Below are 26,533 nucleotides of genomic sequence, written 5' to 3'. Positions count from 1 at the left end.
GCGGCAGCGAGGTCACAGTCAAGCGAGCAAAACTTCACGAAACCGCGATGGAACCGGAACGTCCGCCCGGACGTTCTACTGCCAACAATGGGCGCGCGGAGGCTTCCGTGCGGGAGGAGATATTGTGCGCGTCCTTCCCACTGAACGTCTGATTTCCGGCAACAACGAGGGCGACCCGCTTCCCGACAGCCATGTCGAGCTGCCGCCGGTGATCCGCCGCACCGAGTTTGTCGCCTTTACGCTCGCCGGTCTGTTTCTGATTGCCGTGGTCGCGGTGCTCTACGTCGCCAGGGCGTTCTTCCTCCCGGTCGTGATGGCGGTCGTCGCCGGCACCATGTTGTCGCCGGCCGCCAGCTTTCTCGAGCGGCGGCATGTGCCGCGCGCCCTCGGCGCCGTGCTGATCGTGATCGCGGTGACGACGGTGGTCGCCTTCGTCGTCGCGCTGATTGCCGTGCCAGCGATGGAGTGGAGCTCGCGCCTGCCGGAATTGGGCGCGCAGTTGAAGGAGAAGATGCACGTCTTCGACCGGCCGCTGGCGCTGTGGAAGGAGTTGCAGACGATGGTGGGCGGCTCCGAGGGGCTGCCAAGCCTTCCGCTGCCGAAAGCCGAATGGGTGCAACCGACGCTGGAATTCCTGTCGCCGACCTTCGCCGAATTCCTACTGTTCTTCGCCACCCTGATCCTGTTCATCGCGAGCTGGCGCGACCTGCGGCGGGCGCTGATCATGAATTTCGGCGATCGCGATGCGCGGCTGCGCACGCTGCGGATCCTCAACGAGATCGAGGTCCATCTCGGCAACTATCTTTTGACGGTGACACTGATCAACGTCGGCGTGGGCATCGCAACCGGTCTCATCTGCGCCATCACCGGCATGCCCAATCCGGCCGGGCTCGGCGCGCTTGCGGCGGCGCTCAACTTCATCCCGATCATCGGACCGGTCGCGATGTTCGTCATTCTGGTCGTGGTGGGGCTCGTCGCCTTCCCGACCATCGGCGGCGGACTGATGGCGGGGCTCGCCTTCGGCGGCATCACCTTCCTGGAAGGGCACTTCGTCACGCCGACCATCATCGGGCGCAGGCTTTCCCTGAACGCGCTTGCCGTCTTCATCGCGCTGGCCTTCTGGACCTGGCTGTGGGGGCCGATGGGCGCATTCCTGTCGTCGCCGCTCCTGATCGTCGGGCTGATCCTGAAGGAGCATCTGCTGCCGGAGAATTCGCCGCAGCTGCCGCAGGCATGACCGGTTTCCCGAACGGAACTTACCCGGGCACGAAACGTTTTCCGGCTATCTCAGCCGCCAACAGCTTTGGAGCTCCTGATGTCAACCAATGGCGAAACCGGGATGAGAGACTGGACCGACAAAGCCACCAGAGAACGCCTCGAGAAGGATGTAGCAGCCGTGAAAAGCGATATCGCCGCCCTCACCGATCAGATCACCGACGCGCTCAACACCTTTGCCAATTCCACCAGCAAGCAGGCCCGCCGCGGCTATCGCCAGGCCCGCGAGAGCGTGGATTCCGCGGTCGACGACATGTCGGATCGCGGCAGCGCCATGATGGAAGCTGCGCAAGACGCCTACGGCTCGATCGAGGAAACGCTGGAAGATGCCATCACGCAGCGGCCGCTCGCGACCGTCGGACTCGCGCTCGGCATCGGCTTCCTGATCGGCGTCGCCTGGCGCCGGTAGCGTGGGCGCAAAACCTTGACGTTGTTACGGCGGCGCTGTTGCGCCGTCGCTGCCGGCTTGCGGGGATCTGAGGAGCAAGGCCATGTTACAGCGCATCATCGACGGCATCAGCGCATCGACGGGCACGACCGTCCGCCTGACATCGCTCGCCGCGGGCGCGGCACTCGCGCTCTTCATCACCACGGGCTTTCTCTGCGCGGCCGCCTTCATCTCGGTCCTTCAGACCTACGGACCGGTGCAGGCCTGCCTCGCCGGCGCCGGCATCTTCTTCCTGCTGACGCTTGCCGCGGCGGGGAGCTATTGGGGCTACAAGCGGGAGATGCGGAAGCGCGCCCGGATCGCCGCCGAGCGCGCCGCGAAGTCGGCCGCTTCGAGCATGCTCGCCGACCCCATGCTGCTCGCGACGGGCCTCCAGATCGTTCGCGCCATCGGAATCAAGCGGCTGCTGCCGATCCTGGCGATCGGCGGCGTCGCCCTTGGAATCATGGCGAGTCGCGCCGGCGCATCCGACGACGCCTCGGCTGAACCGGCCGAATAGCGGTCGAAGCGCTAAGATAATTTCGTCGTCGGCGGAACGAGCGAGCTTGCGGGAATTCCATCCGGCGATCATGCGCAATTTTGCGCCAGATTGGACAATTCCAGCCCCCCTCACGCAAACGCTACTCGGATAGGCGGGCGGTTGCCGCTAAAAGCAGCGCCCGTGATTCTAAAAGTCATTTTCCGCGATGAAACCGTCCGTCAAGGCGAACCTCGCCGCATTCCATCACGATGCCAGATTGTATTTGACGCTCGGCATTGCCAACTGGTCGGTGTTCGTCGACCACATCCCGAACAACGTCGTTAATCTCCTGACGCTCCGAAATTTCGGCTTCAGCGGCGCCGCTGACCTGTTCGTGTTCGTGGTGGGTTATGGCGTCGCCATCATTCACGGCAGGATGGCGCTGGAGCGCGGTTACGTCGTCGCGGCGACGCGCATCTTCCGCCGCGTCTGGCGGCTCTACGCTGCCTATGTCGTGCTCTTCGTGATCTATATCGACACCATCGCCTATGTCGCCTCGCAATCGATGGCGCCGGAGATCATCCACGAATACAACATCTCGGGCATTCTCGATCATCCGCTGCGCATCCTGGTCCGCGGCCTCGTGCTCCAGGAAGAGCCGCTGAACCTCGACCTCCTGCAACTTATGATCCCGCTGATGGCGTTCTTTCCGTTTGCGCTATGGGGTTTGTTGCGGCGGCCGAACCTGACGCTGGCGGCATCGGTCGCGCTATACGTTGCGGCGCGCTGGTTCGAATGGAATTTCCGGGTCTATCCGGACCAGGACTGGACCTTCAATCCGCTGTGCTGGCAGATGCTGATGGTCCTGGGCGGCTGGTTCGCCGTAACAGGCGCCTCCGGACGCGCGTTGCACGGCATGTCCTGGCTGCGGATCCTCGCGGGTGCCTATCTCATCTTCGCGATGGCCGTCACCTTGATGCGGCATTCGCCCGCGCTGGCCGTCTATTTGCCGGACTTCGTCGTCAACAGCATCGCGCCGACAGACAAGGAAAACCTCGCGCCCTATCGCGTGATCCATTTCCTCGCGCTCGCCTTCCTCGCGACCCATCTCATTCCGGCCGACCACCCCGGCCTGAAGTTGCGGCCGCTTCAGGCGGTGATCACATGCGGCGAGGAATGGCTCGCGGTGTTCTGCGTTGCCGTGTTCCTGTCCTTCGCCGGCCATCTCATCCTGATCACCGGACCGAACCTCGTGGTGATGCAGATCGCGGTAAGCCTCGTTGGCTTCGCGGCGATGACGGCTGTGGCCTATTACATCTCGTGGTCGAGGCGGCAGGACCTTCCGGCCGCCCTGCGGCAGCAGGCCTAGAGCTCCGTTCCGATCCAATCGGAACGGAGCTCTGGATTCCTGTCTTGACGCGTTTTCTTCACGCGGACCGGTATCCACTTCGCTCGAAAACGCTCTAGCCAAATAATCGTGCGATTCTGCTAGGCCGAGACCTGTGGCTGCGCTATGCGGGGAGCCTCTGCGTGAGGGGACCGGGCGTGGCGATGGCAAAGGGCGGGGGTGATGAGGCTGACAGCGCGCCCCGGCGCGGCCGGCCGCGATCGATCGAGACCACCAACGCCATTCTCGAAAGCGCCTATGCGCTGATGGCCGCCACCGGCCTTGCCGCCACCTCCATCGACGCCGTCGCACGCCACTCCAGCGTCTCCAAGATGACGATCTACAAATGGTGGCCGTCGCGGGAAGCGCTGCTGATCGACGCCTTCCTTCATCATGCCGCGCAGATGCTGCCGCTGCCGCCTGCGAGCTCCGGCAGCCCCGCGGCGCGCGCACGCCGCCATGCCGCGGCCTATGCCGAGGCGCTCCAGGGCGAGTTCGGCAAGGTGCAGCTCGCCGTCGTCTCCGAATGCATTTCCAAGACCGGCTCGGCGGAGCTGTTCTATGCCCGCTACCTGCAATTCCGCCGCGACGCACTGGTCGAGATGATCGCCGCGGGCCAGACGGATGGCAGCATCCTGGCGGAGGGAGCGCCCGAGGATCTCTACGACGCCATCTATGGCAGCCTGTTCTACCGCTACGTCTTCGGCATTGCACCGATCACGCCGGCCTACGCGCGCAATCTGGTCGACCTGGTGCTGCGGCCGAAGGGTTAGAGCATGATCCGGAAAAGTGTGAAGCGGTTTTCCGAAAAGATCATGCTCAAAACAACAATCTGAAGCGCGACCTCTATCGCACCGGCCTGACCGGCGCCGAGATCTTGTCCGTGCGGTCGCGCTCGGACATGTCGACCACCGTCTCCATCGGCGCCGTCAATTCATAGACGTAGGAGGCGTCGGTGAAGTAGCGCTTGGCGGTGCCGCCGAGCGCTTCGGGCGCGACACGGTCGAGCAGGATCAGGCCGAAATCGGAATCCGGGCGGCGCGTCGCCTCGCTGGTGTTGAACTCCTCCCAGCGGAAATGGAAGACCTCGTCGGTCCCCTCGCCCGTCACCGTCCAATTCGCGGTGATGTGCGGATGCTTTCCGACCAGCGACAGACCTTCGTCGGAGTGCGAGGCGAGCTCGAAGAACAGGAGCGATAGGCTCTGCGCGGCGCGTGCGCTGACCGCGATGTCGGGGCCGGTGACGGCGATGCGGTCGGCATGCGGGATGGCGCGCGCCTCGAACAGGCCCTTCAGCTTGACGCCCTGCCACTGGCTCTCGCTGAGCAGCGAGACCACGTTGGACATGGCGTGGATGCGGCCGATCAGCAGTTCACGCGCAACGTCGATGTCCGAGCCGTGGCGCAGCGTGCGCGTCACGATCGACTGGATCACCGCCAGGATGTTCTTGACCCGGTGGTTGAGCTCGTCGATGACGGCGGTCAGCCGGCGCTCGAAGCCGATCCGCACCTGGATTTCCCGGCTGAGCCGCAGATTGTTGTAGGCGACATAGCCGAACAGGCCGCACACCATCGCGGTGATGGCAAAACCGATCGCCGCCACGATGATCGCCGTCTGCTCGGCGCGCCGCGCCGAATTGGTCTTGGCGTAGTAGCCGAGATGCCAGTCGCGCCCGCCAAAGCTCACCGTGCGCGTCGCCGACGGCGCCGGCCCGTCCGCGGCCGTCATGCGTGACGAGACCACGCCCTGGTCGTTGGCAACGAGCTCGCCACCTTCCCTGCGCGGATCCTTCAGCGCGACAGAGAACAACGACATGTCGTCATTGGTCAGCATCAGGGAGGCGAGCTCGTAGGAAAATGTGACGAAGCCGGCCGGCTCGGTCGCACCCTCGGGAATGACGGGCGCGGCCACGATGATGCCGATGGGCCCGCCGCCCCGCAGCAACTGAACCGGGTCCGAGGCGACCGACCTCTTCTCGACACGCGCACGCGTCAGCATGGCGCTGCGCACCTGATCCTGCTCGTAGCTGCGGCCGGGCAGCGCCTTGGTCTCGTTGCTGCGCGGCTCGAGGTCCATCAGCACGTCGATCGGCTGGGTGACCTTCGCAAGATCGATCGGCTTGTCGTCATACGAGCGGATCTGCGGATTGGGGAAGCCGGCGCTCGCGATCGCGTCCTCCGCCGGCAGAAGCTCGTTCGGCTTCAGCCGGGCGACCCACCCGGCGACCACGAAATCGGTCTTGAAGGCGTAGATGGCCGAGCGCAGCGGCTCCAGCATGTTCGGCTTGATGACCGACGGCGCACGGAACAAGCCTGAGGCGACACGCGCGAGCAGCTCGCGCTCGGTCAGCCGGTCCTGGACCAGGCTCGCATGGACGTCGATCGCGCGCGCCAGCGCGATCCGGTCCAGTGCCAGCTCCTGGTCGTGGACGCGATAGGCCGCGAGCCCGGAGAGCAGGGCTCCGAGCAGGGCGATGAAACCGATGATAAAACCCAGCCGGACCACTTCGACTACTCAGGCGAAAACAGCAGGTCGGCAATAAACACGGAGCATATCAACGCCGCTCGAACGGCCATGTGCCGAAACAGAGTGGACCCCAGTAACGGAGATAATGAAGGAGGAGGCATCAGTACGCAACTTCGGTCGCCTGAAAAGCTTAATTCGCCCGGCCGATGGTCTGGCCATGAAGGCTTTGCTCCGGGCACCGGAGGTAGTTAATCGCCGTGTCCGAAATTTGTTCCGCGGATGCGGCTTTTGCCCCAGACGTTAACGGCGGAAAACGCCTGCGCCACGTCGTCGCGCCGTCAGCCCGCCCGTTTCAGGCCGCCTTTGGCCTCGATGAAGCCGACGATCTGGTCGAGCCCCTCGCTCTTTTTCAGGTTGGTCATGACGAAGGGGCGCGCGCCGCGCATGCGCCTGGCGTCCGTCTCCATCTTCTCCAGGGAGGCGCCGACATGGGGCGCGAGGTCGATCTTGTTGATGACCAGGAGGTCGGAGCGGGTGATGCCGGGGCCGCCCTTGGACGGGATCTTGTCGCCGGCCGCCACGTCGATGACGTAGATGGTGAGGTCGGCGAGCTCCGGGGAAAAAGTGGCAGCCAGATTGTCGCCGCCGGACTCGATCAGCACGAGGTCGAGCCCGGGGAATTTTGCGCGCATGTCGGCGACCGCGGCCAGGTTCATCGAAGCGTCCTCGCGGATCGCGGTGTGCGGGCAGCCGCCGGTCTCGACGCCGGCGATACGGTCCGGCGTCAGCGAGCCCGAGCGCACGAGGAATTCCGCATCCCATTTGGTGTAGATGTCGTTGGTGATCGCCGCGATGTCATAGCGCTCGCGCATAGTCTTGCAGAGCAGGTCCATCAGCGCGGTCTTGCCCGATCCGACCGGGCCGCCTATTCCGACACGCAAGGGGCCGTGAGATTTCGACATGTCACTCGCTCTCTCTTGATGGATTAAAGGCCGCACCGCTCACGAGCGAAACAGCCGCGTATATTGCGTCTCGTGCCGCAGACTGGCGAGATCGGCGCGGAAGGTCGCGCTGCCGAGGTCGTTCAATGTCGCATTCAACGCACGATTGGCGGTCGCAGCAACGGCGGCTTCCAGCTTCACCAGCACCCGCTGGCTGTCGGTCTGGCCGAGCGGAATGAGGCGGCTCGCCGCCGAAATCCAGTTCGAAACCAGCGCATGCAGGAAGGCATGCAGCGTCGGCGCCAGCGGCACGCCGTGCACCGCGGCGACCACACCGACGGCGACAGGATAGACCAGTGCCGTGCGACATGCCGCAACCATGGCATCCAGCCCGTTGGCGTCCCACGCGGCACGGGAGATGTCGATGAAGGCGCGGCCCTGCGAGGTCGTCTCGAGCTGCCGCTCGCGCGACGGCACGAAGGCGGCGGCGAGCTCCGCGATATCGTTCAAGGTGGTGTCTTCGCCCAACTCAGTGGCGCGATAGGCGTGGACCAGGAACGTCGCATCGCAAAAGCCGGAACCATCGCCCAGCATGGCGTCGAGCCAGTCGGCCAGCGTCGCGGTGTCGGTGATGTCGCCCGCCTCGACCGCCCATTCGATGCCGCTGGAATAGGAGAAGCCGCCGACCGGAAAGGCCGGCGACAGCCACGTCATCAGCCGGTACAGCGCCGCCGCCTCGCGCTCGGCGAGGTCACCGGCACTCACCGGCTCATTTGTGGTCATGAGCATGCTTGTGGCCGTGGTGGTGGTCGGGGTGGTCGCAATGCTCGTCGTGGTGATGGTCGTGGCCGTGGTCATGCGCGGCATGATCGTGGTTATCGTGGCCATGATCGTGGTGGTGATGGCCGTGATCGTGATGCGCATGGTCGTCGTGGCCATGTGCATGGCCGGCATCGGCGTAAGCGCCGCCTTCGGGATCGAACGGCGCCTCGATCTCGATCACGCGCGCACCGAGGCCCTTCACCATGGCCTCGATGACATGGTCGCGGCGGATGCGCAGGCCCTTGGCCATGATCTGCGTCGGCAAATGACGATTGCCGAGATGCCAGCCGACGCGAATGAGGTGGTGCGGATCGCGACCGCGGATCTCCAGCAGCGGCTCGGGCGCCGCGACCACTTCGACCAGCCGGCCGTCCTCCAGCACTAACGCATCACCGCCGCGCAGCGCGACGGCATTCTCCAGGTCGAGCAGGAATTCGAGGCCCCGCGTCCCCGTCATCGCCATGCGGCGGCGGTGCCGGTCGTCGAAATCGAGCACCACCGTATCCGCCGGCGTCTCCGTGAAGCCGTGCTGTCCCTTAACCTGCGTCGCCCGGATCATGCTTTTACCCCGTTACCGTGTCTCGACCTTCTCGGGCGTGATCACTTCAATCTTCGGCGGCGCCGTAAAACACTTCACCGCCACGCGACCGAACGTCTTCATGTGCTCCATGGCGCGATGCGGCACCAGCGCCTCGGCGCTCTCCCACTGCTCGACGAATACCATCTTGGCGGGATCGGTGACGCTCTCGTGCAAATCATAGGCGATATTGCCGGGCTCCTTCCGCGTCTCCTTGATGCAGGCGGTGGCGGCCGCAATGAATTCGGCGCGCGTCTCGGGCTTGATGGTCAAGGTGGCAACGACGTAAATCACGAGAAATCCTCCCGGCTTTTCTTCTAAGGTAAGATACCGGGCGGGACCTTAGACCAGGCGGGGTCGAACGCAAAACCGGAAAAGCCGCCCCCCGGGCCTGCGCCGGGGGCATGCGTCCAGGCGCTATTTCAGTACATGAAATATCGCTGCGCCATCGGCAGCACCTCGGCGGGCGCGCAGGTGAGCAGTTCGCCGTCGGCGCGCACCTCGTAGGTCTCGGGATCGACCTCGATATTGGGCGTGGCGTCGTTGTGGATCATGCTCTTCTTCGAGATTTTTCCGCGGGTGTTCTGCACCGCATAGAGCTTCTTGTCGATGCCGAGCTTTCGCGCGAGGCCGCCGGTGACCGCCGCCTTCGAGGTGAACACCACGGACGACGTGGTGCGCGCCTTGCCGAAGGCACCGAACATCGGCTGATAGTGCACCGGCTGCGGCGTCGGGATCGAGGCGTTGGGATCGCCCATGGGGGCGGCGACGATCGAGCCGCCCTTGATGATGCAGTCCGGCTTGACGCCGAAGAAGGCCGGCGACCACAGCACGAGATCGGCGAGCTTGCCCTTCTCGACCGATCCGATCAGCTTCGACACGCCGTGCGCGATCGCAGGATTGATCGTGTACTTGGCGATGTAGCGCTTGACGCGGAAATTGTCGTTGTCCTTGCCTTTGTCCTGGTCGAGCGACCCGCGCTGCTTCTTCATCTTGTCCGCGGTCTGCCACGTCCGGATGATGACCTCGCCGAGTCGGCCCATGGCCTGCGAGTCCGAGGACATCATCGAGAGCGCGCCGAGATCGTGCAGGATATCCTCGGCTGCGATGGTCTCCTTGCGGATGCGGCTCTCCGCAAACGCGAGGTCTTCCGCGATCGAGGGATCGAGATGGTGGCACACCATCAGCATGTCCAGATGCTCGTCGATGGTGTTGCGGGTGAAGGGCCGCGTCGGGTTGGTCGAGGACGGCAGCACATTCTTCAGCCCCGCGACCTTGATGATGTCTGGGGCGTGACCGCCGCCGGCGCCCTCGGTGTGGAAGGCGTGGATGGTACGGCCCTTGAAGGCCTTGATCGTATCCTCGACGAAGCCGGATTCGTTCAGCGTGTCGGAATGCAGCATGACCTGGACGTCGTAATCGTCGGCCACCGACAGGCAGTTGTCGATCGCAGCCGGCGTGGTGCCCCAGTCCTCGTGCAGCTTCAGCGCGCAGGCGCCGCCCTTGATCATCTCGACCAGGGCGGCAGGCCGCGACGCGTTACCCTTGCCGGAGATGCCGAGATTGACCGGGAAGGCGTCGAACGACTGGATCATCCGCCCCATGTGCCACGGTCCCGGCGTGCAGGTGGTGGCGAACGTGCCGTGCGAGGGACCGGTGCCGCCGCCGAGCATCGAGGTGACGCCAGACATCAGCGCGTGCTCGATCTGCTGCGGACAGATGAAATGGATGTGGCTGTCGAAGCCGCCTGCAGTGAGGATTTTTCCTTCGCCCGCGATCACGTCGGTGCCGGGGCCGACGATGATGGTGACGCCCGGCTGGATGTCGGGATTGCCAGCCTTGCCGATCGCCGAAATCATGCCGTCCTTGATCGCAACGTCGGCCTTCACGATGCCCCAGTGGTCGACGATCAGCGCATTAGTGATGACGGTGTCGGCCGCGCCCTGCTTGTTGGTGACCTGCGACTGCCCCATGCCGTCGCGGATCACCTTGCCGCCGCCGAACTTCACCTCCTCGCCGTAGGTGGTAAAATCCTTCTCGACCTCGATGATGAGATCGGTGTCGGCCAACCGCACCTTGTCGCCGGTGGTCGGGCCGAACATGTCGGCATAGACGGAACGCTTTATTTTGACGGACATCACAAGCCCCGTTTGCGTTTGAATTTTTGGTTGTTCACAGCGAAGCCCTCGCTGCGCTTACGGCATCGTCGAATTTTGCATCGAGCCACGAATTGCCGCCACGGCATCCGGCGACGACTTGCTCAGCCCAGCCCGTGTAGTCGGCGAGATCGTCGCGCTCTTCGGCGGACGGGTCGGAATGAATGCGCGCGCCGATATTGCTGATCTTGTCGGCGATCTTGATCAGCTTGGCGCCGGCCGATTTCTTCGGTGCATCGACGATCTGCCGGCGTCGCCGCTCTGGCTTGGGCAGGCTCATGTCGTCGGTGCATTCAACGACGAGAGAGGCGACGCGATCAGAGAATTTCTGTGCGAGCTCCTCGCGAGTGGTGTCGGTGTCCTCGATCACGTCGTGCAGCCACCCGGCCGCGACCAGCTCGGCATCCGCGCCATCGGTCGCCGTCGCCAGCAGGTTCGCGACCTCCGCGAGATGATTGATGTAAGGCTCGTTCCCCCGCCCCTTGCGCGCCATGCCATTGTGCCGGCGCGCGGCCAGCTCAGCGGCTTCCGAGATAAGGCGGATGGCGGGAAGCATGACTCACAGCTTCCCCATCACGTCGCCACGAAAACCGTAGATCGTCTTCTTCCCCGCCACCGCGACGAGCTGGACGTCGCGGGTCTGGCCGGGTTCGAAGCGGACGGCGGTGCCGGCGGCGATGTCGAGGCGCATGCCGCGGGCTTTCTTGCGATTGAATTTCAGCGCCGGGTTGGTCTCGAAGAAGTGGTAGTGCGAGCCGACCTGGATCGGGCGGTCGCCGGTGTTGGCGACCGTCAGCGTCACGGTCTTGCGGCCGGCATTGAGCTCGATCTCGCCGTCCTGGATGAAGAGTTCGCCGGGGATCATGCTCTCGCTCCTACCTGATCGGCTCGTGCACGGTGACAAGCTTGGTGCCGTCCGGAAAGGTCGCCTCGACCTGGATGTCGTGGATCATTTCGGGAATGCCCGGCATCACCTGGTCGCGGGTGAGGACCTGCGCGCCGGATTGCATCAGCTCGGCGACGGTGCGGCCGTCGCGCGCGCCTTCGAGGATGAAGTCGGAGATGATCGCGATCGCCTCGGGATAGTTGAGCTTGACGCCGCGATCCAGCCGGCGGCGGGCGACGATGGCCGCCATCGAGATCAGGAGCTTGTCCTTTTCGCGGGGAGACAGGTTCATGCAGCATCTCTTCCGTTCAATGCATCAATTCAGCAGCCATCAACTCAGCCACAGCCGCGGCAGCGCCGCGCCGGTCCGCGCCAGCACCGCCATCATGTCGGCGCGCAAGCGCGCGGCATCTTGGGCACAGAACCGCGCCATTGCAAAGCCATTCCAGGCGGAGATTCCGACCTCGCCGGCGAATGACTCCGAGGCCTCGCGGATACGCTCGATCAGCCGCTCGTCGCCGGGAACGATCAGCGCCGTGCCGATCGCGGCACCGCCCTTGGCCACCGCCGATCGCCCAAGTTTTGCACCGATATTGCCGTCGAGCCTGACGGTTTCGGCGAACACCAGCTTGCCCCCACGACGCAGCCGCCAGCGATCAAAGAACTCGCCCTGCTCCATCCGCTCGCCCATGGCGGTGCGGCCGAACACGACGATCTCGCAAAGCAGAAGCGAGGCGGCCTCGTCGAGTTCGATGTCGAAACGACGATGGACCCGGGCGCGATCGAACAGGATCGTCTCCTGGGGCAGCCAGCCGAGATGCGCGCCTGCGGCGACCTTCAAGGCGATATTGAGCTGCGCCGCCGCCCCTGGCGCGCGATAGACCTTCTCGGCCGCAGCGGTGGTCAATGTCAGGCGCGACCCCTGCCCTGCCGCGATCTCGATGTCAAAACTATCTCCGCCGGCAACACCGCCAGCCGTGTTGACGAACACGCCGGAGAGCCCCTCGCCCTCCGGCGAGGGAAAGCGCACGCGCAGGGAGCCGGACTCATGCAAGACGCCACGCCGCGTCACGCCATCGCGCGCATGGACGTCGAAGCGCACCGCGCCGCGGGCGCGGTTCGCCTCGAAAACCGAAGATGTCGTCAAAGCGTCGCTGCGCATCCGTCTCCCCAGCCGGCCGCGGCAGAAATTTTCGGATTACAGCGCCATCTGGCGGCTGATTTCGGCCGGATCGAGATTGGATCGGTCGCAGGAGAACTTCACCGCGCCGCGATCCATCACCGCGAAACTGTCGCCGAGTTCGCAGGCAAAGTCGAGATATTGTTCGACCAGCACGATGGCGATGTTGCCGAGGTTACGCAGGTAGGAGATGGCACGGCCGATGTCCTTGATGATCGACGGCTGGATGCCTTCGGTCGGCTCGTCGAGCAGCAGCAGCTTTGGCCGCATCACCAGCGCACGCCCGATCGCGAGCTGCTGCTGCTGGCCGCCGGAGAGGTCGCCGCCCCGCCGGCCGAGCATGGACTGCAGCACCGGGAACAGCGAGAACACGTCGTCCGGGATGTGCTTGTCCTCGCGCTTGAGCGGGCCGAAGCCGGTCTTGAGATTCTCCTCGACCGTCAACAGCGGAAATATCTCGCGGCCCTGCGGCACGAAGCCGATGCCCTTGCGCGCCCGCTCATAGGGCTTCAGGCCCGTGATGTCGCTGCCGTCGAGCACGATCGCGCCGGAGGAGATCGGATACTGGCCGACCATGGCGCGCAACAGCGAGGTCTTGCCGACGCCGTTGCGCCCGAGCACGCACGTGACCTTGCCGGGCTCTGCGGCGATGGAGACGCCGCGCAGCGCCTGCGCCGCGCCGTAGAACAGGTTGATGTCCTTGACCTCAAGCATCGCTCAGCGCCCCAGATAGACTTCGATGACCCGCTCGTTGGACGAGACCTGGTCGATGGTTCCTTCCGCAAGCACGGTGCCTTCATGCAGGCAGGTGACCTTGACGCCGAGCTCGCGCACGAACGTCATGTCGTGCTCGACGACCATCACGGTGTGGGTCTTGTTGATCTCTTTCAGCAGCTCGGCGGTGAGATGGGTCTCGACGTCGGTCATGCCCGCGACGGGCTCGTCGACGAGCAGCAGCTTCGGATCCTGCGCCAGCAGCATGCCGATCTCGAGCCACTGCTTCTGACCGTGGCTGAGGCTGCCGGCGAGCCGGTTGCGGGCGTCGGTGAGGCGGATCGTCTCCAGCACCTTGTCGATGCGCTCCGATTCCGCCCTGCTGCCGCGCCAGAACAGCGTGCCCTTGACGCTGTGGTCGACATTGAGCGCGAGCAGGAGGTTGTCCTGCACGGTCTGGCTCTCGAACACGGTCGGCTTCTGGAATTTGCGGCCGATGCCGAGCTCGGCGATGCGGGTCTCGTCCAGACGCGTCAAATCGGTGACGCCGTCGAACAGCACCGTGCCCTCGTCGGGCTTGGTCTTGCCGGTGATGATGTCCATCATCGTGGTCTTGCCGGCGCCGTTCGGGCCGATGATGGCGCGCATCTCGCCGGGCGCGAGCGTCAGCGACAGATTGTTGATGGCGTGGAAGCCGTCGAACGAGACGTGCACGCCGTCGAGATAGAGCATCGCGGAGGTCGCGCGGGTATCCATGACGTTCATTGCGCCTACTCCGCCATCTTGGGTTCGGTGACGCCATCTTCGGCCGCGGCGCTCGCGCTGGCTGCGGTGCGTTTTTCTTTTGACGACTCCCACCAGGCATTGAAGGTGCCGACGATGCCCTTCGGCAGCAGCAGCGTCACCAGGATGAACAGCGCGCCCAGCATGAACAGCCAGTAGGGCGCGAGCATGCCCGAGGTGAAGAACGTTTTTGCGTAGTTGACGACGACGGCGCCGAGTGCAGCGCCGATCAGCGTACCGCGGCCGCCGACCGCGACCCAGATCACCGCCTCGATCGAATTGCCGGGTGCAAATTCGCTCGGGTTGATGATGCCGACCTGGGGCACGTAGAGCGCACCGGCAACGCCGGCCATGCAGGCCGACAACGTGAACACGAACAGCTTGTAGGATTCGACGCGGTAACCGAGGAACCGGCTACGCGATTCCGCGTCGCGGATTGCGATCAGAACCTTGCCGAGCTTGGAGGACACGACGGAGCGGCAGATCAGGAAGCTCAGGATCAGCGCCAGGCAGCTCAGCGCAAACAGCGCGGCACGGGTGCCCTCGGCCTGCACGTTGAAGCCGAGGATGTCCTTGAAGTCGGTCAGGCCGTTGTTGCCGCCGAAGCCGAAATCATTGCGGAAGAAGGCGAGCAGCAGTGCATAGGTCATCGCCTGCGTGATGATCGACAGGTACACGCCGGTGACGCGGGAGCGGAAGGCGAGCCAGCCGAAGCAGAAGGCGAGCAGGCCGGGGACGACCAGCACCATCAGCGCCGCGAACCAGAACATGTCGAAGCCGTACCAGTACCAGGGCAGCTTCGAATAGTTCAGGAAGACCATGAAGTCGGGCAGGATCGGGTTGCCGTAGACGCCGCGGGTGCCGATCTGCCGCATCAGGTACATGCCCATCGCGTAGCCGCCGAGCGCGAAGAAGGCGCCGTGGCCGAGCGAGAGGATGCCGCAATAGCCCCAGATCAGGTCAATCGAGAGCGCGAGGATCGCGTAGCAGACATATTTGCCCCAGAGCGCGACCAGATAGGTCGGCACCTGCAGGAACGAGCCCGCGGGCAGCAGCAGGTTGGAGAGCGGGATGAGGATGCCGCAGGCCGCGACGATGGCGAGAAAGATCGTCGCGCCGCGGTCCAGCGACCTGGTCAGCATGTGGGGGGTCATGCTTCCACCGCACGGCCCTTGAGCGCGAACAGGCCGCGCGGCCGCTTTTGAATGAACAGGATGATGAGAACGAGGATCGCGATCTTGCCGAGCACGGCGCCGGCGACCGGCTCCAGGAACTTGTTGGCGATGCCAAGCGTGAAGGCGCCGACCAGCGTGCCCCAGAGATTGCCGACGCCGCCGAACACCACGACCATGAAGCTGTCGATGATGTAGCTCTGGCCGAGATTGGGGCTGACATTGTCGATCTGCGACAGCGCTACGCCCGCGATGCCGGCAATACCGGAGCCGAGACCGAAGGTCAGCGCGTCGACGCGCGAGGTGGCGATGCCCATCGAGGCCGCCATGCGGCGGTTCTGCGTCACCGCGCGCATCTCGAGGCCGAGCGCGGTGTAGCGCAGCATCGCGAGCAGGATCGCGAACACTGCGAGCGTGAAGACGAGGATCCAGAGCCGGTTATAGGTGATGGTGATCTGGCCGAGTTCGAACGCGCCGCTCATCCAGGAGGGATTGCCGACCTCGCGGTTGGTCGGGCCGAACATGGTGCGCACCGCCTGCTGCAGCACCAGCGACAGGCCCCAGGTTGCCAGCAGCGTCTCCAGCGGACGGCCGTAGAGGAAACGGATGATGCTGCGCTCGATCAGCACGCCGATGCCGCCGGCGACGAGGAAGGCGAGCGGCACGGCGATCAAGAGCGAATAATCGAAGAGTGCGGGATAGCGGGTGCGGATCACCTCCTGCACCACGAAGGTGGTGTAGGCGCCGATCATCACCATCTCGCCATGGGCCATGTTGATGACGCCCATCACGCCGAAGGTGATGGCGAGCCCGATCGCGGCGAGCAGCAGCACCGAGCCGAGCGAGAGGCCGTACCAGGCATTCTGCACCGTGGACCAGACCGCGAGCGAGCCCTGGATCGAGCTGATTGCGCTCGCAGCGGCCTTGGTCACCGAGGCCGGCTGATCGCCCATGCCTGTCAGCAGCGCCATCGCCTCCTGGTCGCCGCGCGCCTTGAGGGTCGCGACCGCCTCGAGCTTCTCGACCTCGGTGGCATCGGACTTGAACAGCAGGATCGCGGCGCGGGCATCGCCGAGTGCGGCCTTGACCGATTTGCTGGTTTCCTTGGCGAGCGCGGCATCGACCGGCTCGAGCGCGGTCTCCTCGTGCGACTTGAAGACGGATTGCGCCGCCTGGAGGCGCGTTCCGACATCCGGCGACTGGAGCGTCAGGCTGCCGATCGCAGCGTCGACGCTGCGGCGCAGGCGGTTGTTGAGGCGCACCGCGCTGGCGCTATCGGGAACGCTGGCGACGGGCTCGCCGGTCGCAGCATCGATCGACTTGCCGTCGGCACTGGTGACGTAAACCTTCTTGCTATCAGGGTCGGCCATGAGGCGACCGTCCTGGAGCGCGCTGATGATGGGGAAAGCCAGCTTGTTGCCGCTGCTCGCGACGACGCCTATCGCCTCATCGGTGTCGGAGAAATCGTCATTGGCGAATTTGGCGACCGCATCCTCGAACGGACCGGCAAAGGCCGGCAGTGCGAACGCGATCAGAAACAACGAGAGGACAAAGGTACAGAGACGAGCGGACAAATTGGTTGGCACTTTGAATCACCCCGGCAGAAGTGGGGAGAAGGCGGCGGAATAGCCGCCTCCTCCCGTCGTGCAATGAACCGACAGATCGGGATCAGGAGCCCGAGCCGAGGCACTTGTTGGTCTTGGTGTTGAAGTTGCCGCACTTCTTGCCGACCCAGTCGCCGACTAGGTCCTTGGAGCCATCGAGCTCCTTCGACCAGGCGTCGCCTGCGACAAGACCCGGGGTCTTCCACACCACGTCGAACTGGCCGTTGGCTTTGATTTCGCCAATGAACACCGGCTTGGTGATGTGATGGTTCGGAAGCATCTTGGAGGTGCCGCCGGTCAGGTTCTTGGCTTCGATGCCGGGCAGCGCGTCGATCACCTTGTCCGGATCGGTCGACTTCACCTTCTCGACCGCCTTGACCCACATGTCGAAACCGATGACGTGCGCTTCCATCGGATCGTTGGTCACGCGCTTCGGGTTCTTGGTGTAGGTCTGCCAGGCCTTGATGAACTTCTCGTTCTCGGGCGACTTGATCGACTGGAAGTAGTTCCAGGCGGCAAGATGACCGAGCAGCGGCTTGGTGTCGATGCCGGCGAGCTCTTCCTCACCCACCGAGAACGCGACCACCGGGATGTCCTTGGCCTTGATGCCCTGGTTGCCGAGCTCCTTGTAGAAGGGAACGTTGGCGTCGCCGTTGATGGTCGAAACCACCGCGGTCTTCTTGCCGGCCGAGCCGAACTTCTTGATGTCGGCCACGATCGTCTGCCAGTCGGAGTGACCGAACGGCGTGTAGTTGATCATGATGTCTTCCTGGGCGACACCCTTCGACTTCAGGTAGGCTTCCAGGATCTTGTTGGTGGTGCGCGGATAGACGTAGTCGGTGCCCGCGAGCACCCAGCGCTTCACCTTCTCGTCCTTCATCAGATAGTCGACGGCGGGGATCGCCTGCTGGTTCGGCGCAGCACCCGTGTAGAACACGTTGCGCTCGCTCTCCTCGCCCTCGTACTGCACGGGGTAGAACAGGATGCTGTTCAGCTCCTTGAAGACCGGGAGCACGGACTTGCGCGACACCGAGGTCCAGCAGCCGAACACGACCGCGACCTTGTCCTTGGTGATCAGCTCGCGCGCCTTTTCGGCGAACAGCGGCCAGTTCGAGGCAGGATCGACCACGACGGCTTCGAGCTTCTTGCCGTTGACGCCGCCCTTCTTGTTCTGCTCGTCGATGAGGAAGAGGATGGTGTCCTTCAGCGTGGTTTCGCTGATGGCCATGGTGCCGGAGAGAGAATGAAGGACGCCGACCTTGATGGTGTCGTCCGCGGCCTTTGCGCCGGTCAATGAAGCCAGACCCATCATCAGTCCGGCGGTCGCGGCGAGAACGCCACGGCGGCTAAATGACGCCGCTATATCGTGAGTGGATTTGTTAAGCATGGATGTATCATCTCCCTGACGCAGACGTGAAAAAGACGCTGCGAAACGGCCCCACGGCCGCCTGCGATTAACGGAATCGCAAGAACCATGCCATGGGCTGGGCACATGCCAACCTATTGGTCAGATTATATAATTTCGCTGCAATCCAACTTTCGCCGCAGTCCAATTGCCCAAATCTTAGGCGAGTAAAATGTATGCCAATGCGGCAGACAGGTTATTTTTTAAGCAAAACAGCAACCCTGTCTAAATTTCCGGCATAACTATTTCTGCACTGCAATCGCGGTTTGAGGCCGCGTTGCCTTGAAACCGCCCCCTGAATGTTCCATATGGAGGTTCGAGACCTCTTGCGAATCAAGGGGTCGTAGCGAGCCGCGTGTTCTTAAGCCCTTTCCGGGCCTCTGGCTTGCCCCATCCCATCAAGCCATCCGACACCCCAAACACGCAGGTGTCCATTCGACACCCTTATTGCGCGTGCCCCGCTGATTGCGCTGGGCGCCCGCTTTCGACATGGAAAGAACCCATCTTTTGACTTCCTTTCAGGACTTCGGCCTTGCCGAACCCATCGCGCGTGCTCTCGCCGAAGAGAATTACGTCACCCCCACCCCCATCCAGGCCCAGACGATTCCCACGGCGCTGACCGGCCGCGACGTCGTCGGCATCGCCCAGACCGGCACCGGCAAGACCGCGTCCTTCGCGCTGCCGATCCTGCACCGCCTGCTCGAGAACCGCATCAAGCCGCAGCCGAAGACCTGCCGGGTGCTGGTGCTCTCGCCCACCCGCGAGCTGTCCGGCCAGATCCTCGATAGCTTCAACGCCTACGGCCGCCACATCCGGCTGTCCTCGACACTCGCCATCGGCGGCGTGCCGATGGGCCGCCAGGTTCGCGCGCTGATGCCTGGCCTCGAGGTTTTGGTGGCGACCCCCGGCCGGCTGCTCGACCTCGTGCAGAGCAACGGACTGAAGCTTGGAAGCGTCGAATTCCTCGTGCTCGACGAGGCCGATCGCATGCTCGACATGGGCTTCATCAACGATATCCGCAAAATCGTCGCCAAGCTGCCGATCAGGCGGCAGACGCTGTTCTTCTCGGCCACCATGCCGAAGGACATCGCCGAGCTCGCCGACGCGATGCTGCGGGACCCCGCCCGCGTTGCGGTGACCCCGGTGTCCTCGACCGCCGAGCGGATCAACCAGCGCATCATCCAGGTCGATTTCTCCGCCAAGCCCGCCTTCCTGACCAAGCTCCTGAAGGACGAGCCGGTCAATCGCGCGCTGGTCTTCACCCGCACCAAGCATGGTGCCGACAAGGTCGTGAAGACACTTGAGAAGGCTGGCATCGCCGCCAGCGCCATCCATGGCAACAAGTCACAGAACCATCGCGAGCGGACGCTCGCCCAGTTCCGTTCCGGCGAAATCCGCACCCTGGTCGCCACCGACATCGCGGCCCGCGGTATCGATGTCGACGGCATCAGCCACGTCATCAATTTCGACCTGCCGAACGTGCCGGAGACCTATGTGCACCGCATCGGGCGCACCGCGCGTGCCGGTGCCGAAGGCACCGCGATCTCGCTGGTCGCCGGCGGCGAGGAACTGAGCTATCTCCGCGACATCGAGCGGCTGATCAAGGTAACGCTATCGCGTGAGGATCACCGCACCGATGCCGGGCGCCGCGATGCGGGCCCGCCCCCGCCGCAGCAACGACAGGGCCGGCCGGGCCGCCCGGGCCAGCGCCCGCAAGGCGCAAGGCATGGTGAGGGACGTCACACTGACGGACGACGCAGCGACGAAAGGCATGCCGACGGACGCCACCATAGCGCCGGCAAGCATGGCGACGGAAGGCCCGGCGAAGGTCGGCACGGTGACGGAAGGCATGTTGACGGACGTCCCGGTGGTAGCCAGAAGGTCTCGAAGGGGTCTCGCCGCCAACGGTCCGGTGGTAAGACGCATTCTTCCCCAACCGAGCGCCCGGAACAGCGTTCCGCGCATAGCGCCGGCAAGCCCGATGGGATACAAGGCGTGGCCTTTTTACGCCGCGAGAGTCGGCCGATGGGCCAACCGACCCGCAAACCCTATTCGCACTAGCCGTCCACGACCTGGAGAAATTCATGGCTAAGGAAGAGCTGATCCAGTTCGAAGGACTGGTCACCGAAATCCTCCCCGACGCGCGCTACCGCGTGCAGCTCGACGCCGGGCACGAGATCGTCGCCTACACCGCCGGCAAGATGAAGAAGAACCGCATCAAGACGCTGGCGGGTGACCGCGTGACTGTGGAAATGTCGCCCTACGACCTCGAGAAGGGCCGGCTGATTTTCCGCCACAAGGACGAACGTCCGAGTGGCGTGGGCGGGCCTCCCCGTCCCGGACAGCGCGGTGGCCAGTTCCGCCGCCGTTGATCCGCTTCCAGCACATCGGTCGCGGAACTAAAATTCTGACCTGTATGCTGATCCGCCGTGTCGATCGCGGCGGATCAAAAAATCGTGCACGTCAGGATTGTTTTGGTGCCTTAATTCCAATAAAATCACTCATCGATTTTCGGCCGGACGACATTGGCATCCACCGGTACAGCCGGTTCAGACACGCTGACGACCCTTCCAGAAACTCGATCTAACCCGCCTGCGAAAGTAGGCTTCGACACTGCACATCTGAGAAGGAACTACCCCGTGAGCATGGGAACCGTGAAGTGGTTTAACGCGACCAAGGGCTTTGGCTTCATCCAGCCCGACGATGGCGGCCAGGACGTCTTCGTACACATCAGCGCCGTCGAGCGCGCCGGTCTCGGCACGCTGCGTGAAGGTCAGAAGGTCTCTTACGAGATCGTGGCCGACCGTCGTTCCGGCAAGTCGGCAGCGGACAACCTCCGCGCCGCCGGTTGAGCCCACGGGCCTTTGGCCCGGACGGCTCTAGCGAGCAAGCAACAGGAAAAGGCCGTGCGCAACGCACGGCCTTTTTTCATGTCCGAAAGAGCGGATGGACTCAGCAGGTCGTACCGGCCGCATCCGCGCTGTCGTAGACGCAACTGGACGACGCGTCGGTCTTGCCAGTTCGTCTTGCCAGTTCGTCTTGCGAGTTCGTCCTGCTAGTTCGTTTTGGCGGCCGCGCCAGCATTGCCGCTGGCGTTGTTGCTCAACGAACCGGCCTGGCTCATCGTGTTGTTGAAATAGTTGTCGCTGTCGCCGAGCGTCACGCGGCGCTGGCACAGCGGCATGCAGCTGTAGGATTCGCGCTCGACCCCGCGATAGACGGTGACGAGCCGGTCGCTCGGACCTTCGACCTGGATCTGACGGTCGACCAGGATCTCACCGCCTCGGTCGAGCGCGATGAAATTGGTGGCACCGTAGCCCTTCCCGGTCACGACGATCATGCCGCCGGGCTGGAGCGTGACGTCGGCGATCAGGGGATTGCCGACCACGATGGTCGCCACCTTGCCGGGCAGCCGGACCAGCTTGGCCTGGTCGACATTGACGGCGATGGTGTCGGCGGTCGCCTCGGCAAGGCTGGCGGCCGGCGATGCCAGCACCGCAGCCGCAACCAGAAGACAAACGCGCGCATGACGGCGCAGCAACTCTTTACGCATATTCTTACCCCCGGGACGTCACAAACCGGCAGAAGCGATTCGATACACAGCGGAGCCGGTGCCCGACCCGGCTAACCTGCCCTTAATTCGTGAACGTTCCGCAAACTCGCCGACTATTGTTTGAACGGACTGGCGCTTTGCTGCCTCAGAAGATCCCTTACTGGCGGAACGGATAGGCGAGCTGGCCCCCGATCTCCTTCGGCATGGTCGCTTCGTCCTTGCCGTAGTCCTGCGGCAGTTTCCCCTCCGGCATGCGGAAGGTGCCGAACAGCACGTCCCAGATCGGAAACGTCCCGGCAAAATTGGTGTCACCGCCCTCTTCGAGCGCGGTGTGGTGCCAGCGGTGGAACACCGGCGTCGCCAGCACATATTTGAACGGCCCGAAGGTCCAGTTCAGGTTGGCGTGCACGAAGGCCGAATGGAAGGTGGTGAACGGACCGAGCCAGATCATGACGTTCGGGGAGATGCCGGCCATCAGCAGCACGACGTCGACGCCGATCGTCCCGAGCATGAGATTGACGGGATGAAAGCGGGCCGCGGAAATCCACCCGATCTCCTCCGACGAATGATGGATGGCGTGGTACTTCCAGAATCCGCCGTCGTGGAACAGCCGGTGCAGCCAGTACAACATGAAGTCAGACAGCACCAGGAACAGTATGCCCTGTACCCACAGCGGCAACTGCGCCAGCGGGCCATGGCCGTTGTCGTAGAAGGCGATCAGGTCGTCGGCATCGTGGATGTTGAAGACGGCACCGGCACCGACGATCAATAGTCCGATCCGCATGGTGCGGGCGAACACCGGAACGAAGAACCAGTAGCAGATGTCGGTGAGGATCTCGCGCTTGCGCCACCACGGCGCGCCGGGATTGCAGGCCCAGAAATGCTCGAGCACGGTGAAGACCGCCGCGAGCACGAAGGTGACGGGGACCATCTTCTGGATGGTCTCGCCGAGCATCAAGGCAACTTGCATGGGCAGGCTCGACATCGTCGCCTCTCTTCCAAACTTCTGATCCCGCTTAGGCCTACTCCCCGAAATTTAAGGGAGGGTGAAGTCCACGGCGCGCTTGGGGCGCATTTGGAACAGGAAGAATTTCGATTGCGTCCTTAAGGCCAAATTCACTCTGGGCAAAAGCATCGGGCTGGAAGCGGGTTTGCCCGATCGAATTAACTCTACCGAAAGAGCTCGGATCTCATGTTTATCGCGTCAAGCACAGCGCCGAACGAGGCGATCACACCCCAGACGGAGTTTAGTTCATGAAGAACCTGATTGCGCGTTTCGCGAAGGATGAATCCGGCGCCACCGCCATCGAATACGGCCTGATTGCCGCCGGCATCGCACTGGCCATCATCACCGTCGTCAACAACCTCGGCAGCTCGCTGAACACCAAGTTCGGCTCGATCAGCTCCTCGCTGAAGTAAGCAACCGATCAACGACGGCAAAAGCCCCGGACCTCCGGGGCCTTTGTTTTTCTGAATGCGGCGAGTTCCAGTGGCGTTACGCGAGTACAGAACCGAAGCCGCGGTTGCGGCGAGCGAGGCGGAGGCGGCCGAGACCTCTTCGCCGGCGTACTGGGTTTGCCTTGCGCTGCTGCTCGCGACGGCCGTCCTCGCCGCGCGCATTGCCAGCATCTGGTGAGTGCGTCTCCGGCAGGTCCCTGCTCGCAGCGCCGCTGCCGCCGTTGTCGGTTTGTTTAGCACTGCCGGCTAGCATGCGGCGACACCCCGATCCCGCGATGAACCCAAGCTCAAGACGCCGCCCATGATCCTCGACCTTGCGCGCCTTCTGCTCTTCCCGGCCCTGATGGCCTTCGCCGCCGCGAGCGATCTCTTCACGATGACCATCTCGAACCGCGTGTCGCTGGCGCTGATCGCGGGCTTCTTCGTGCTCGCGTTCGCCGGTGGCATGGCACCTTACGAGATGCTGAGCCATGTCGGCGCCGGCGCACTGCTCCTCGTCGTGGCCTTCGGCTGCTTTGCGATGGGCTGGATGGGCGGCGGCGACGCCAAGGTTGCGGCTTCGGTCGCGCTCTGGTTCGGCTTCGCGCAATTGATGGATTTCCTGCTCTACGCCTCGCTGTTCGGCGGAGCCCTGACGCTGCTCCTGCTCCAGTTCCGGCAATGGCCATTGCCTTACGGGCTGGCGGGCCAGGCCTGGCTGGCACGGCTGCACGACAAGGAGAGCGGCATTCCTTACGGCATCGCGCTCACGCTCGGCGCGCTGATGGTCTATCCGGAGACCGAATGGGTGAAGGCGATCGACCTCGCTCACCTCGCACTGCGCTGAACGCACCGGGTAAGCCGGCGTTAAGCCGATTTAGATACGCCTCATTAACCATGCTTTGACGAATAGCTGGTCAACTGCCGATTACGGCGGCGGCTGCGTCGCTGCGTTTTGTGGAAAGTGAAGCGTATGAATAGGGCACGCATTGTCGTCCTGACGGTCGCCATCTGCGCCGGCGGTGTCGCCGCGTACCTGGCGAGCGGCTCGGACTCTGCGCCGCCACCGGCGGCTCCGGTCGCACAGCTTCCGACCGTCGACGTCCTGGTCGCCAAGAACGACATCGGCCTCGGCCAGACCGTGAAGCCGGAAGACGTGCAATGGCAGACCTGGCCGGCTGCGACCGCCAGCTCCACCTTCATCCGCCGCAACGAGCGCCCCGAGGGCGCAACCCAGGTCATCGGCTCGATCGCCCGCGCGCCCTTCATCCAGGGTGAGCCGATCCGCGACCAGAAGCTGGTCAGGGCCGAGGGCTCCGGCTTCATGGCGGCGATCCTGCCGACCGGCATGCGCGCGATCTCGACCGAGATCTCGCCGGAGACCGGCGCGGGCGGCTTCATCCTGCCCAACGACCGCGTCGACGTGCTTCTGACGCGCCGCCTCAAGAACGCCGACCAGGGCGCCGGCGCCCAGGACATCGTCACGTCCGAGATCATCCTGGCCAACGTCCGCGTGCTGGCCATCGACCAGGCGCCGAAGGAAAAGGACGGCCAGAACGCCGTGGTGGGCAAGACTGTCACGCTCGAGCTCAATCCCGCGCAGACGGCGACGCTCTCCGCGGCCCGGCAGAGCGGCACGCTGTCGCTGGCGCTGCGCAGCATCGCCGACGTCAAGATGAGCGAGATCACGCTCGATGATTCCGCGAAGCGCGATGGCGTTTCGATCATTCGCTACGGCATCCCAAGCGCGACGGCGAAGGCACGATGAGGACTGTCGATATGAAATGCAGGGCAGATTTGGCGACGATGCGAACCTCAATGGTCCGCGCCCTGTCGTTATCGGCCGCCTTCGCGCTGACCCTCAACCCGGTGCTCACCCCGGCGATCGCCGCCGACTACCGCCCCGTGGCGCAGGTCGCGGCCGACGGTCAGATGAACGCACGCTTCCTCTCGCTCGGCGTCGGCAAGTCGATCGTGATCGATCTGCCGCGCGACATCAAGGACGTGCTCGTCGCCGATCCCAAGATCGCCAATGCGGTGGTCCGCTCGTCGCAGCGCGCCTACATCATCGGCGCCTCGGTCGGCCAGACCAACATCGTGTTCTTCGATTCCGCCGGCCAGCAGATCGCGGCCTATGACATCGCGGTCAAGCGCGACCTCAACGGCCTGCGCGCAGCGCTCAAGCAGGTCCTGCCCAATTCCGACATCCAGATCGACGGCCTCGGCGACGGTGTCGTCCTGACCGGCTCGGCGGCGAACCCGCTGGAAGCGCAGCAGGCCAATGATCTCGCCGCGCGCCTCGCCGGCGGTGCCGAAAAGGTGGTGAACTCGATCGTGGTCCGCGGCCGCGACCAGGTCATGCTGAAGGTGACCGTCGCCGAAGTCGCGCGCACCATCATCAAGCAGCTTGGCATCGATCTCACCGCGAACCTGAACTACGGCACCTCAGTGGTGAGCTTCACCAACTCCAACCCCTTCACGGCTCTCGGCAAGAACCTGGTGGACGGCAACGCCCTGACCACGAAGTTCGGCGCGACGCCGTCGGTGCAGGCGACCCTGCGCGCGATGGAGAGCGCCGGCGTCATCCGGACGCTGGCCGAGCCGAACCTGACCGCGATCTCCGGTGAGTCCGCGACCTTCATCGCCGGCGGCGAATTCCCGGTACCAGCGGGCTATGCGTGCGATCCCACCACGCATGTCTGTACCACCCAGATCAGCTTCAAGAAGTTCGGTATCTCGCTCAACTTCACCCCCATCGTGCTGAGCGAGGGCAAGATCAGCCTGCGCGTGATGACCGAGGTCTCGGAACTGTCGAACGAAAATTCGATCACGCTGTCGCAGGCTGTGACCTCGAACTCGGTGAACTCGCTGACGGTGCCCTCGATCAAGACCCGCCGCGCCGAAACCTCGCTCGAAATTCCCTCCGGCGGCGCGATGGCCATGGCCGGCCTGATCCAGCAGCAGACCAAGCAGGCGGTCAGCGGGTTGCCGGGACTGATGCAGCTCCCGATCCTCGGTACGCTGTTCCGCAGCCGTGACTTCGTCAACAACGCGACCGAGCTGGTGGTGATCGTGACACCTTATGTCGTTCGCGCCGCGTCGCCAAAGGACCTGTCGCGGCCGGATGACGGCTTCGCCGCGCCTGCAGACCCGCAGGCCGAGCTGCTCGGCAATATCAACCGCATCTACGGCGTGCCCGGCCGGACCGAACCGGCCAAGAACTACCGCGGCACCTACGGCTTCATTACCGACTGAGGCGGAACGGGG

30 protein-coding genes are annotated in these 26,533 nt (G+C 64.1%); 13 read left to right on the top strand and 17 right to left on the bottom strand.

Annotated elements, in window-relative coordinates:
* Positions 1-124 precede the first annotated feature (124 nt).
* From CT676_RS11820 to CT676_RS11800, 5 genes are all read left to right on the top strand, one after another.
* On the top strand, positions 125-1,237 hold the full coding sequence (locus tag CT676_RS11820) for an AI-2E family transporter (protein ID WP_085401869.1): 1,113 nt from the start codon (positions 125-127) through the stop codon (positions 1,235-1,237).
* Positions 1,238-1,312: 75 nt separating this feature from the next.
* Positions 1,313-1,684 carry a DUF883 family protein gene (locus CT676_RS11815; RefSeq protein ID WP_028148389.1) on the top strand — a complete coding sequence of 124 codons (372 nt, stop codon included), beginning with the start codon at positions 1,313-1,315 and terminating at the stop codon, positions 1,682-1,684.
* 82 nt (positions 1,685-1,766) lie between these two features.
* Positions 1,767-2,222 (top strand): hypothetical protein, encoded by a 456-nt coding sequence (locus CT676_RS11810; RefSeq protein ID WP_085401870.1) that lies wholly within the window; start codon positions 1,767-1,769, stop codon positions 2,220-2,222.
* Positions 2,223-2,409: 187 nt separating this feature from the next.
* Positions 2,410-3,552 carry an OpgC domain-containing protein gene (locus CT676_RS11805; protein WP_085401871.1) on the top strand — a complete coding sequence of 381 codons (1,143 nt, stop codon included), beginning with the start codon at positions 2,410-2,412 and terminating at the stop codon, positions 3,550-3,552.
* A gap of 182 nt (positions 3,553-3,734) precedes the next feature.
* Positions 3,735-4,343, top strand: a complete 609-nt coding sequence (locus CT676_RS11800; protein ID WP_038959396.1) for a TetR/AcrR family transcriptional regulator — start codon at positions 3,735-3,737, stop codon at positions 4,341-4,343.
* A 73-nt stretch (positions 4,344-4,416) separates the two neighbouring features.
* On the opposite strand, the gene CT676_RS11795 is transcribed toward CT676_RS11800, so the two are convergent.
* The 15 genes from CT676_RS11795 to urtA form a co-directional block, all read right to left on the bottom strand.
* Positions 4,417-6,075, bottom strand: coding sequence for an HWE histidine kinase domain-containing protein (locus tag CT676_RS11795; protein ID WP_014498206.1), 1,659 nt, complete (start codon positions 6,073-6,075; stop codon positions 4,417-4,419).
* Between the two features lie 299 nt (positions 6,076-6,374).
* On the bottom strand, positions 6,375-6,998 hold the full coding sequence (ureG, locus tag CT676_RS11790; protein WP_063980981.1) for an urease accessory protein UreG: 624 nt from the start codon (positions 6,996-6,998) through the stop codon (positions 6,375-6,377).
* A 39-nt stretch (positions 6,999-7,037) separates the two neighbouring features.
* Positions 7,038-7,766 carry an urease accessory UreF family protein gene (locus tag CT676_RS11785; RefSeq protein WP_085401872.1) on the bottom strand — a complete coding sequence of 243 codons (729 nt, stop codon included), beginning with the start codon at positions 7,764-7,766 and terminating at the stop codon, positions 7,038-7,040.
* Positions 7,747-8,358: an urease accessory protein UreE gene (locus CT676_RS11780; protein WP_085401873.1), complete on the bottom strand. Its 612-nt coding sequence runs from the start codon at positions 8,356-8,358 to the stop codon at positions 7,747-7,749. Before CT676_RS11780 ends, CT676_RS11785 begins: the two co-directional genes overlap by 20 nt.
* A gap of 12 nt (positions 8,359-8,370) precedes the next feature.
* A complete protein-coding gene (locus tag CT676_RS11775) occupies positions 8,371-8,670 on the bottom strand; it encodes a putative quinol monooxygenase (protein WP_014498210.1) in 300 nt (99 codons plus the stop codon).
* A gap of 128 nt (positions 8,671-8,798) precedes the next feature.
* Entirely contained in the window at positions 8,799-10,514 is a 1,716-nt protein-coding gene (ureC, locus tag CT676_RS11770) for an urease subunit alpha (protein WP_085401874.1), read from the bottom strand.
* Positions 10,515-10,548: 34 nt separating this feature from the next.
* Complete coding sequence (locus tag CT676_RS11765; RefSeq protein ID WP_085401875.1) at positions 10,549-11,088, bottom strand: HD domain-containing protein; 540 nt, start codon at positions 11,086-11,088, stop codon at positions 10,549-10,551.
* A 3-nt stretch (positions 11,089-11,091) separates the two neighbouring features.
* Positions 11,092-11,397: an urease subunit beta gene (locus tag CT676_RS11760; protein ID WP_085401876.1), complete on the bottom strand. Its 306-nt coding sequence runs from the start codon at positions 11,395-11,397 to the stop codon at positions 11,092-11,094.
* A gap of 10 nt (positions 11,398-11,407) precedes the next feature.
* On the bottom strand, positions 11,408-11,710 hold the full coding sequence (locus CT676_RS11755; protein ID WP_085401877.1) for an urease subunit gamma: 303 nt from the start codon (positions 11,708-11,710) through the stop codon (positions 11,408-11,410).
* Between the two features lie 39 nt (positions 11,711-11,749).
* A complete protein-coding gene (locus CT676_RS11750; protein ID WP_085401878.1) occupies positions 11,750-12,580 on the bottom strand; it encodes an urease accessory protein UreD in 831 nt (276 codons plus the stop codon).
* 36 nt (positions 12,581-12,616) lie between these two features.
* Positions 12,617-13,312 (bottom strand): urea ABC transporter ATP-binding subunit UrtE, encoded by a 696-nt coding sequence (urtE, locus tag CT676_RS11745; RefSeq protein WP_008131878.1) that lies wholly within the window; start codon positions 13,310-13,312, stop codon positions 12,617-12,619.
* A gap of 3 nt (positions 13,313-13,315) precedes the next feature.
* Positions 13,316-14,077 (bottom strand): urea ABC transporter ATP-binding protein UrtD, encoded by a 762-nt coding sequence (gene urtD, locus CT676_RS11740; RefSeq protein WP_014498216.1) that lies wholly within the window; start codon positions 14,075-14,077, stop codon positions 13,316-13,318.
* Positions 14,078-14,082: 5 nt separating this feature from the next.
* Positions 14,083-15,249 carry an urea ABC transporter permease subunit UrtC gene (urtC, locus tag CT676_RS11735; RefSeq protein ID WP_085401879.1) on the bottom strand — a complete coding sequence of 389 codons (1,167 nt, stop codon included), beginning with the start codon at positions 15,247-15,249 and terminating at the stop codon, positions 14,083-14,085.
* Positions 15,246-16,853, bottom strand: coding sequence for an urea ABC transporter permease subunit UrtB (gene urtB, locus CT676_RS11730; protein WP_085401880.1), 1,608 nt, complete (start codon positions 16,851-16,853; stop codon positions 15,246-15,248). The genes urtC and urtB overlap by 4 nt, the downstream gene beginning before the upstream one ends.
* Before the next feature lie 82 nt (positions 16,854-16,935).
* Positions 16,936-18,258, bottom strand: coding sequence for an urea ABC transporter substrate-binding protein (gene urtA / locus CT676_RS11725; RefSeq protein WP_063980975.1), 1,323 nt, complete (start codon positions 18,256-18,258; stop codon positions 16,936-16,938).
* Positions 18,259-18,765: 507 nt separating this feature from the next.
* Here urtA and CT676_RS11720 point away from each other — a divergent pair.
* From CT676_RS11720 to CT676_RS11710, 3 genes are all read left to right on the top strand, one after another.
* Positions 18,766-20,337 (top strand): DEAD/DEAH box helicase, encoded by a 1,572-nt coding sequence (locus CT676_RS11720; RefSeq protein ID WP_085401881.1) that lies wholly within the window; start codon positions 18,766-18,768, stop codon positions 20,335-20,337.
* 23 nt (positions 20,338-20,360) lie between these two features.
* Positions 20,361-20,648: a translation initiation factor IF-1 gene (gene infA / locus CT676_RS11715; protein ID WP_008131890.1), complete on the top strand. Its 288-nt coding sequence runs from the start codon at positions 20,361-20,363 to the stop codon at positions 20,646-20,648.
* A 267-nt stretch (positions 20,649-20,915) separates the two neighbouring features.
* A complete protein-coding gene (locus CT676_RS11710) occupies positions 20,916-21,128 on the top strand; it encodes a cold-shock protein (RefSeq protein ID WP_028148374.1) in 213 nt (70 codons plus the stop codon).
* Positions 21,129-21,331: 203 nt separating this feature from the next.
* Here the strand turns inward: CT676_RS11710 and CT676_RS11705 are convergent, their stop codons facing one another.
* On the bottom strand, positions 21,332-21,829 hold the full coding sequence (locus CT676_RS11705) for a pilus assembly protein N-terminal domain-containing protein (protein WP_063980973.1): 498 nt from the start codon (positions 21,827-21,829) through the stop codon (positions 21,332-21,334).
* A gap of 157 nt (positions 21,830-21,986) precedes the next feature.
* Positions 21,987-22,814, bottom strand: coding sequence for a sterol desaturase family protein (locus CT676_RS11700; protein WP_085401882.1), 828 nt, complete (start codon positions 22,812-22,814; stop codon positions 21,987-21,989).
* A 269-nt stretch (positions 22,815-23,083) separates the two neighbouring features.
* Here CT676_RS11700 and CT676_RS11695 point away from each other — a divergent pair, with 269 nt between their 5' ends.
* The 5 genes from CT676_RS11695 (at position 23,084) to CT676_RS11680 (ending at position 26,521) form a co-directional block, all read left to right on the top strand.
* Positions 23,084-23,248 carry a Flp family type IVb pilin gene (locus CT676_RS11695; protein WP_014498224.1) on the top strand — a complete coding sequence of 55 codons (165 nt, stop codon included), beginning with the start codon at positions 23,084-23,086 and terminating at the stop codon, positions 23,246-23,248.
* A gap of 70 nt (positions 23,249-23,318) precedes the next feature.
* Positions 23,319-23,465: a hypothetical protein gene (locus tag CT676_RS43960; RefSeq protein ID WP_167768029.1), complete on the top strand. Its 147-nt coding sequence runs from the start codon at positions 23,319-23,321 to the stop codon at positions 23,463-23,465.
* Positions 23,466-23,588: 123 nt separating this feature from the next.
* On the top strand, positions 23,589-24,113 hold the full coding sequence (locus CT676_RS11690; protein ID WP_014498226.1) for a prepilin peptidase: 525 nt from the start codon (positions 23,589-23,591) through the stop codon (positions 24,111-24,113).
* 126 nt (positions 24,114-24,239) lie between these two features.
* Complete coding sequence (gene cpaB, locus CT676_RS11685; RefSeq protein ID WP_063980971.1) at positions 24,240-25,034, top strand: Flp pilus assembly protein CpaB; 795 nt, start codon at positions 24,240-24,242, stop codon at positions 25,032-25,034.
* An 11-nt stretch (positions 25,035-25,045) separates the two neighbouring features.
* Positions 25,046-26,521 carry a type II and III secretion system protein family protein gene (locus CT676_RS11680; protein ID WP_085401900.1) on the top strand — a complete coding sequence of 492 codons (1,476 nt, stop codon included), beginning with the start codon at positions 25,046-25,048 and terminating at the stop codon, positions 26,519-26,521.
* Positions 26,522-26,533: the final 12 nt, after the last annotated feature.

Source organism: Bradyrhizobium sp. MOS001 (genome assembly GCF_004634465.1).
Classification (GTDB): Bacteria; Pseudomonadota; Alphaproteobacteria; order Rhizobiales; family Xanthobacteraceae; genus Bradyrhizobium; species Bradyrhizobium barranii.
The sequence above is the reverse complement of the archived record's forward strand: the minus strand, read 5'-3'. Positions and strand labels throughout refer to the sequence as shown.

Coding starts and splice junctions, on each gene's coding strand:
- CT676_RS11810 (WP_085401870.1), top strand. CDS start 1,767: ATGTTACAGCGCATCATCGACGGCATCAGCGCATCGACGGGCACGACC.
- CT676_RS11805 (WP_085401871.1), top strand. CDS start 2,410: ATGAAACCGTCCGTCAAGGCGAACCTCGCCGCATTCCATCACGATGCC.
- CT676_RS11800 (WP_038959396.1), top strand. CDS start 3,735: ATGGCAAAGGGCGGGGGTGATGAGGCTGACAGCGCGCCCCGGCGCGGC.
- ureG (WP_063980981.1), bottom strand. CDS start 6,998: ATGTCGAAATCTCACGGCCCCTTGCGTGTCGGAATAGGCGGCCCGGTC.
- CT676_RS11785 (WP_085401872.1), bottom strand. CDS start 7,766: ATGCTCATGACCACAAATGAGCCGGTGAGTGCCGGTGACCTCGCCGAG.
- CT676_RS11780 (WP_085401873.1), bottom strand. CDS start 8,358: ATGATCCGGGCGACGCAGGTTAAGGGACAGCACGGCTTCACGGAGACG.
- ureC (WP_085401874.1), bottom strand. CDS start 10,514: ATGTCCGTCAAAATAAAGCGTTCCGTCTATGCCGACATGTTCGGCCCG.
- CT676_RS11765 (WP_085401875.1), bottom strand. CDS start 11,088: ATGCTTCCCGCCATCCGCCTTATCTCGGAAGCCGCTGAGCTGGCCGCG.
- CT676_RS11760 (WP_085401876.1), bottom strand. CDS start 11,397: ATGATCCCCGGCGAACTCTTCATCCAGGACGGCGAGATCGAGCTCAAT.
- CT676_RS11755 (WP_085401877.1), bottom strand. CDS start 11,710: ATGAACCTGTCTCCCCGCGAAAAGGACAAGCTCCTGATCTCGATGGCG.
- CT676_RS11750 (WP_085401878.1), bottom strand. CDS start 12,580: ATGCGCAGCGACGCTTTGACGACATCTTCGGTTTTCGAGGCGAACCGC.
- urtE (WP_008131878.1), bottom strand. CDS start 13,312: ATGCTTGAGGTCAAGGACATCAACCTGTTCTACGGCGCGGCGCAGGCG.
- urtD (WP_014498216.1), bottom strand. CDS start 14,077: ATGAACGTCATGGATACCCGCGCGACCTCCGCGATGCTCTATCTCGAC.
- urtC (WP_085401879.1), bottom strand. CDS start 15,249: ATGACCCCCCACATGCTGACCAGGTCGCTGGACCGCGGCGCGACGATC.
- urtA (WP_063980975.1), bottom strand. CDS start 18,258: ATGCTTAACAAATCCACTCACGATATAGCGGCGTCATTTAGCCGCCGT.
- CT676_RS11720 (WP_085401881.1), top strand. CDS start 18,766: ATGGAAAGAACCCATCTTTTGACTTCCTTTCAGGACTTCGGCCTTGCC.
- infA (WP_008131890.1), top strand. CDS start 20,361: ATGGCTAAGGAAGAGCTGATCCAGTTCGAAGGACTGGTCACCGAAATC.
- CT676_RS11705 (WP_063980973.1), bottom strand. CDS start 21,829: ATGCGTAAAGAGTTGCTGCGCCGTCATGCGCGCGTTTGTCTTCTGGTT.
- CT676_RS11700 (WP_085401882.1), bottom strand. CDS start 22,814: ATGTCGAGCCTGCCCATGCAAGTTGCCTTGATGCTCGGCGAGACCATC.
- CT676_RS11695 (WP_014498224.1), top strand. CDS start 23,084: ATGAAGAACCTGATTGCGCGTTTCGCGAAGGATGAATCCGGCGCCACC.
- CT676_RS11690 (WP_014498226.1), top strand. CDS start 23,589: ATGATCCTCGACCTTGCGCGCCTTCTGCTCTTCCCGGCCCTGATGGCC.
- cpaB (WP_063980971.1), top strand. CDS start 24,240: ATGAATAGGGCACGCATTGTCGTCCTGACGGTCGCCATCTGCGCCGGC.
- CT676_RS11680 (WP_085401900.1), top strand. CDS start 25,046: ATGAAATGCAGGGCAGATTTGGCGACGATGCGAACCTCAATGGTCCGC.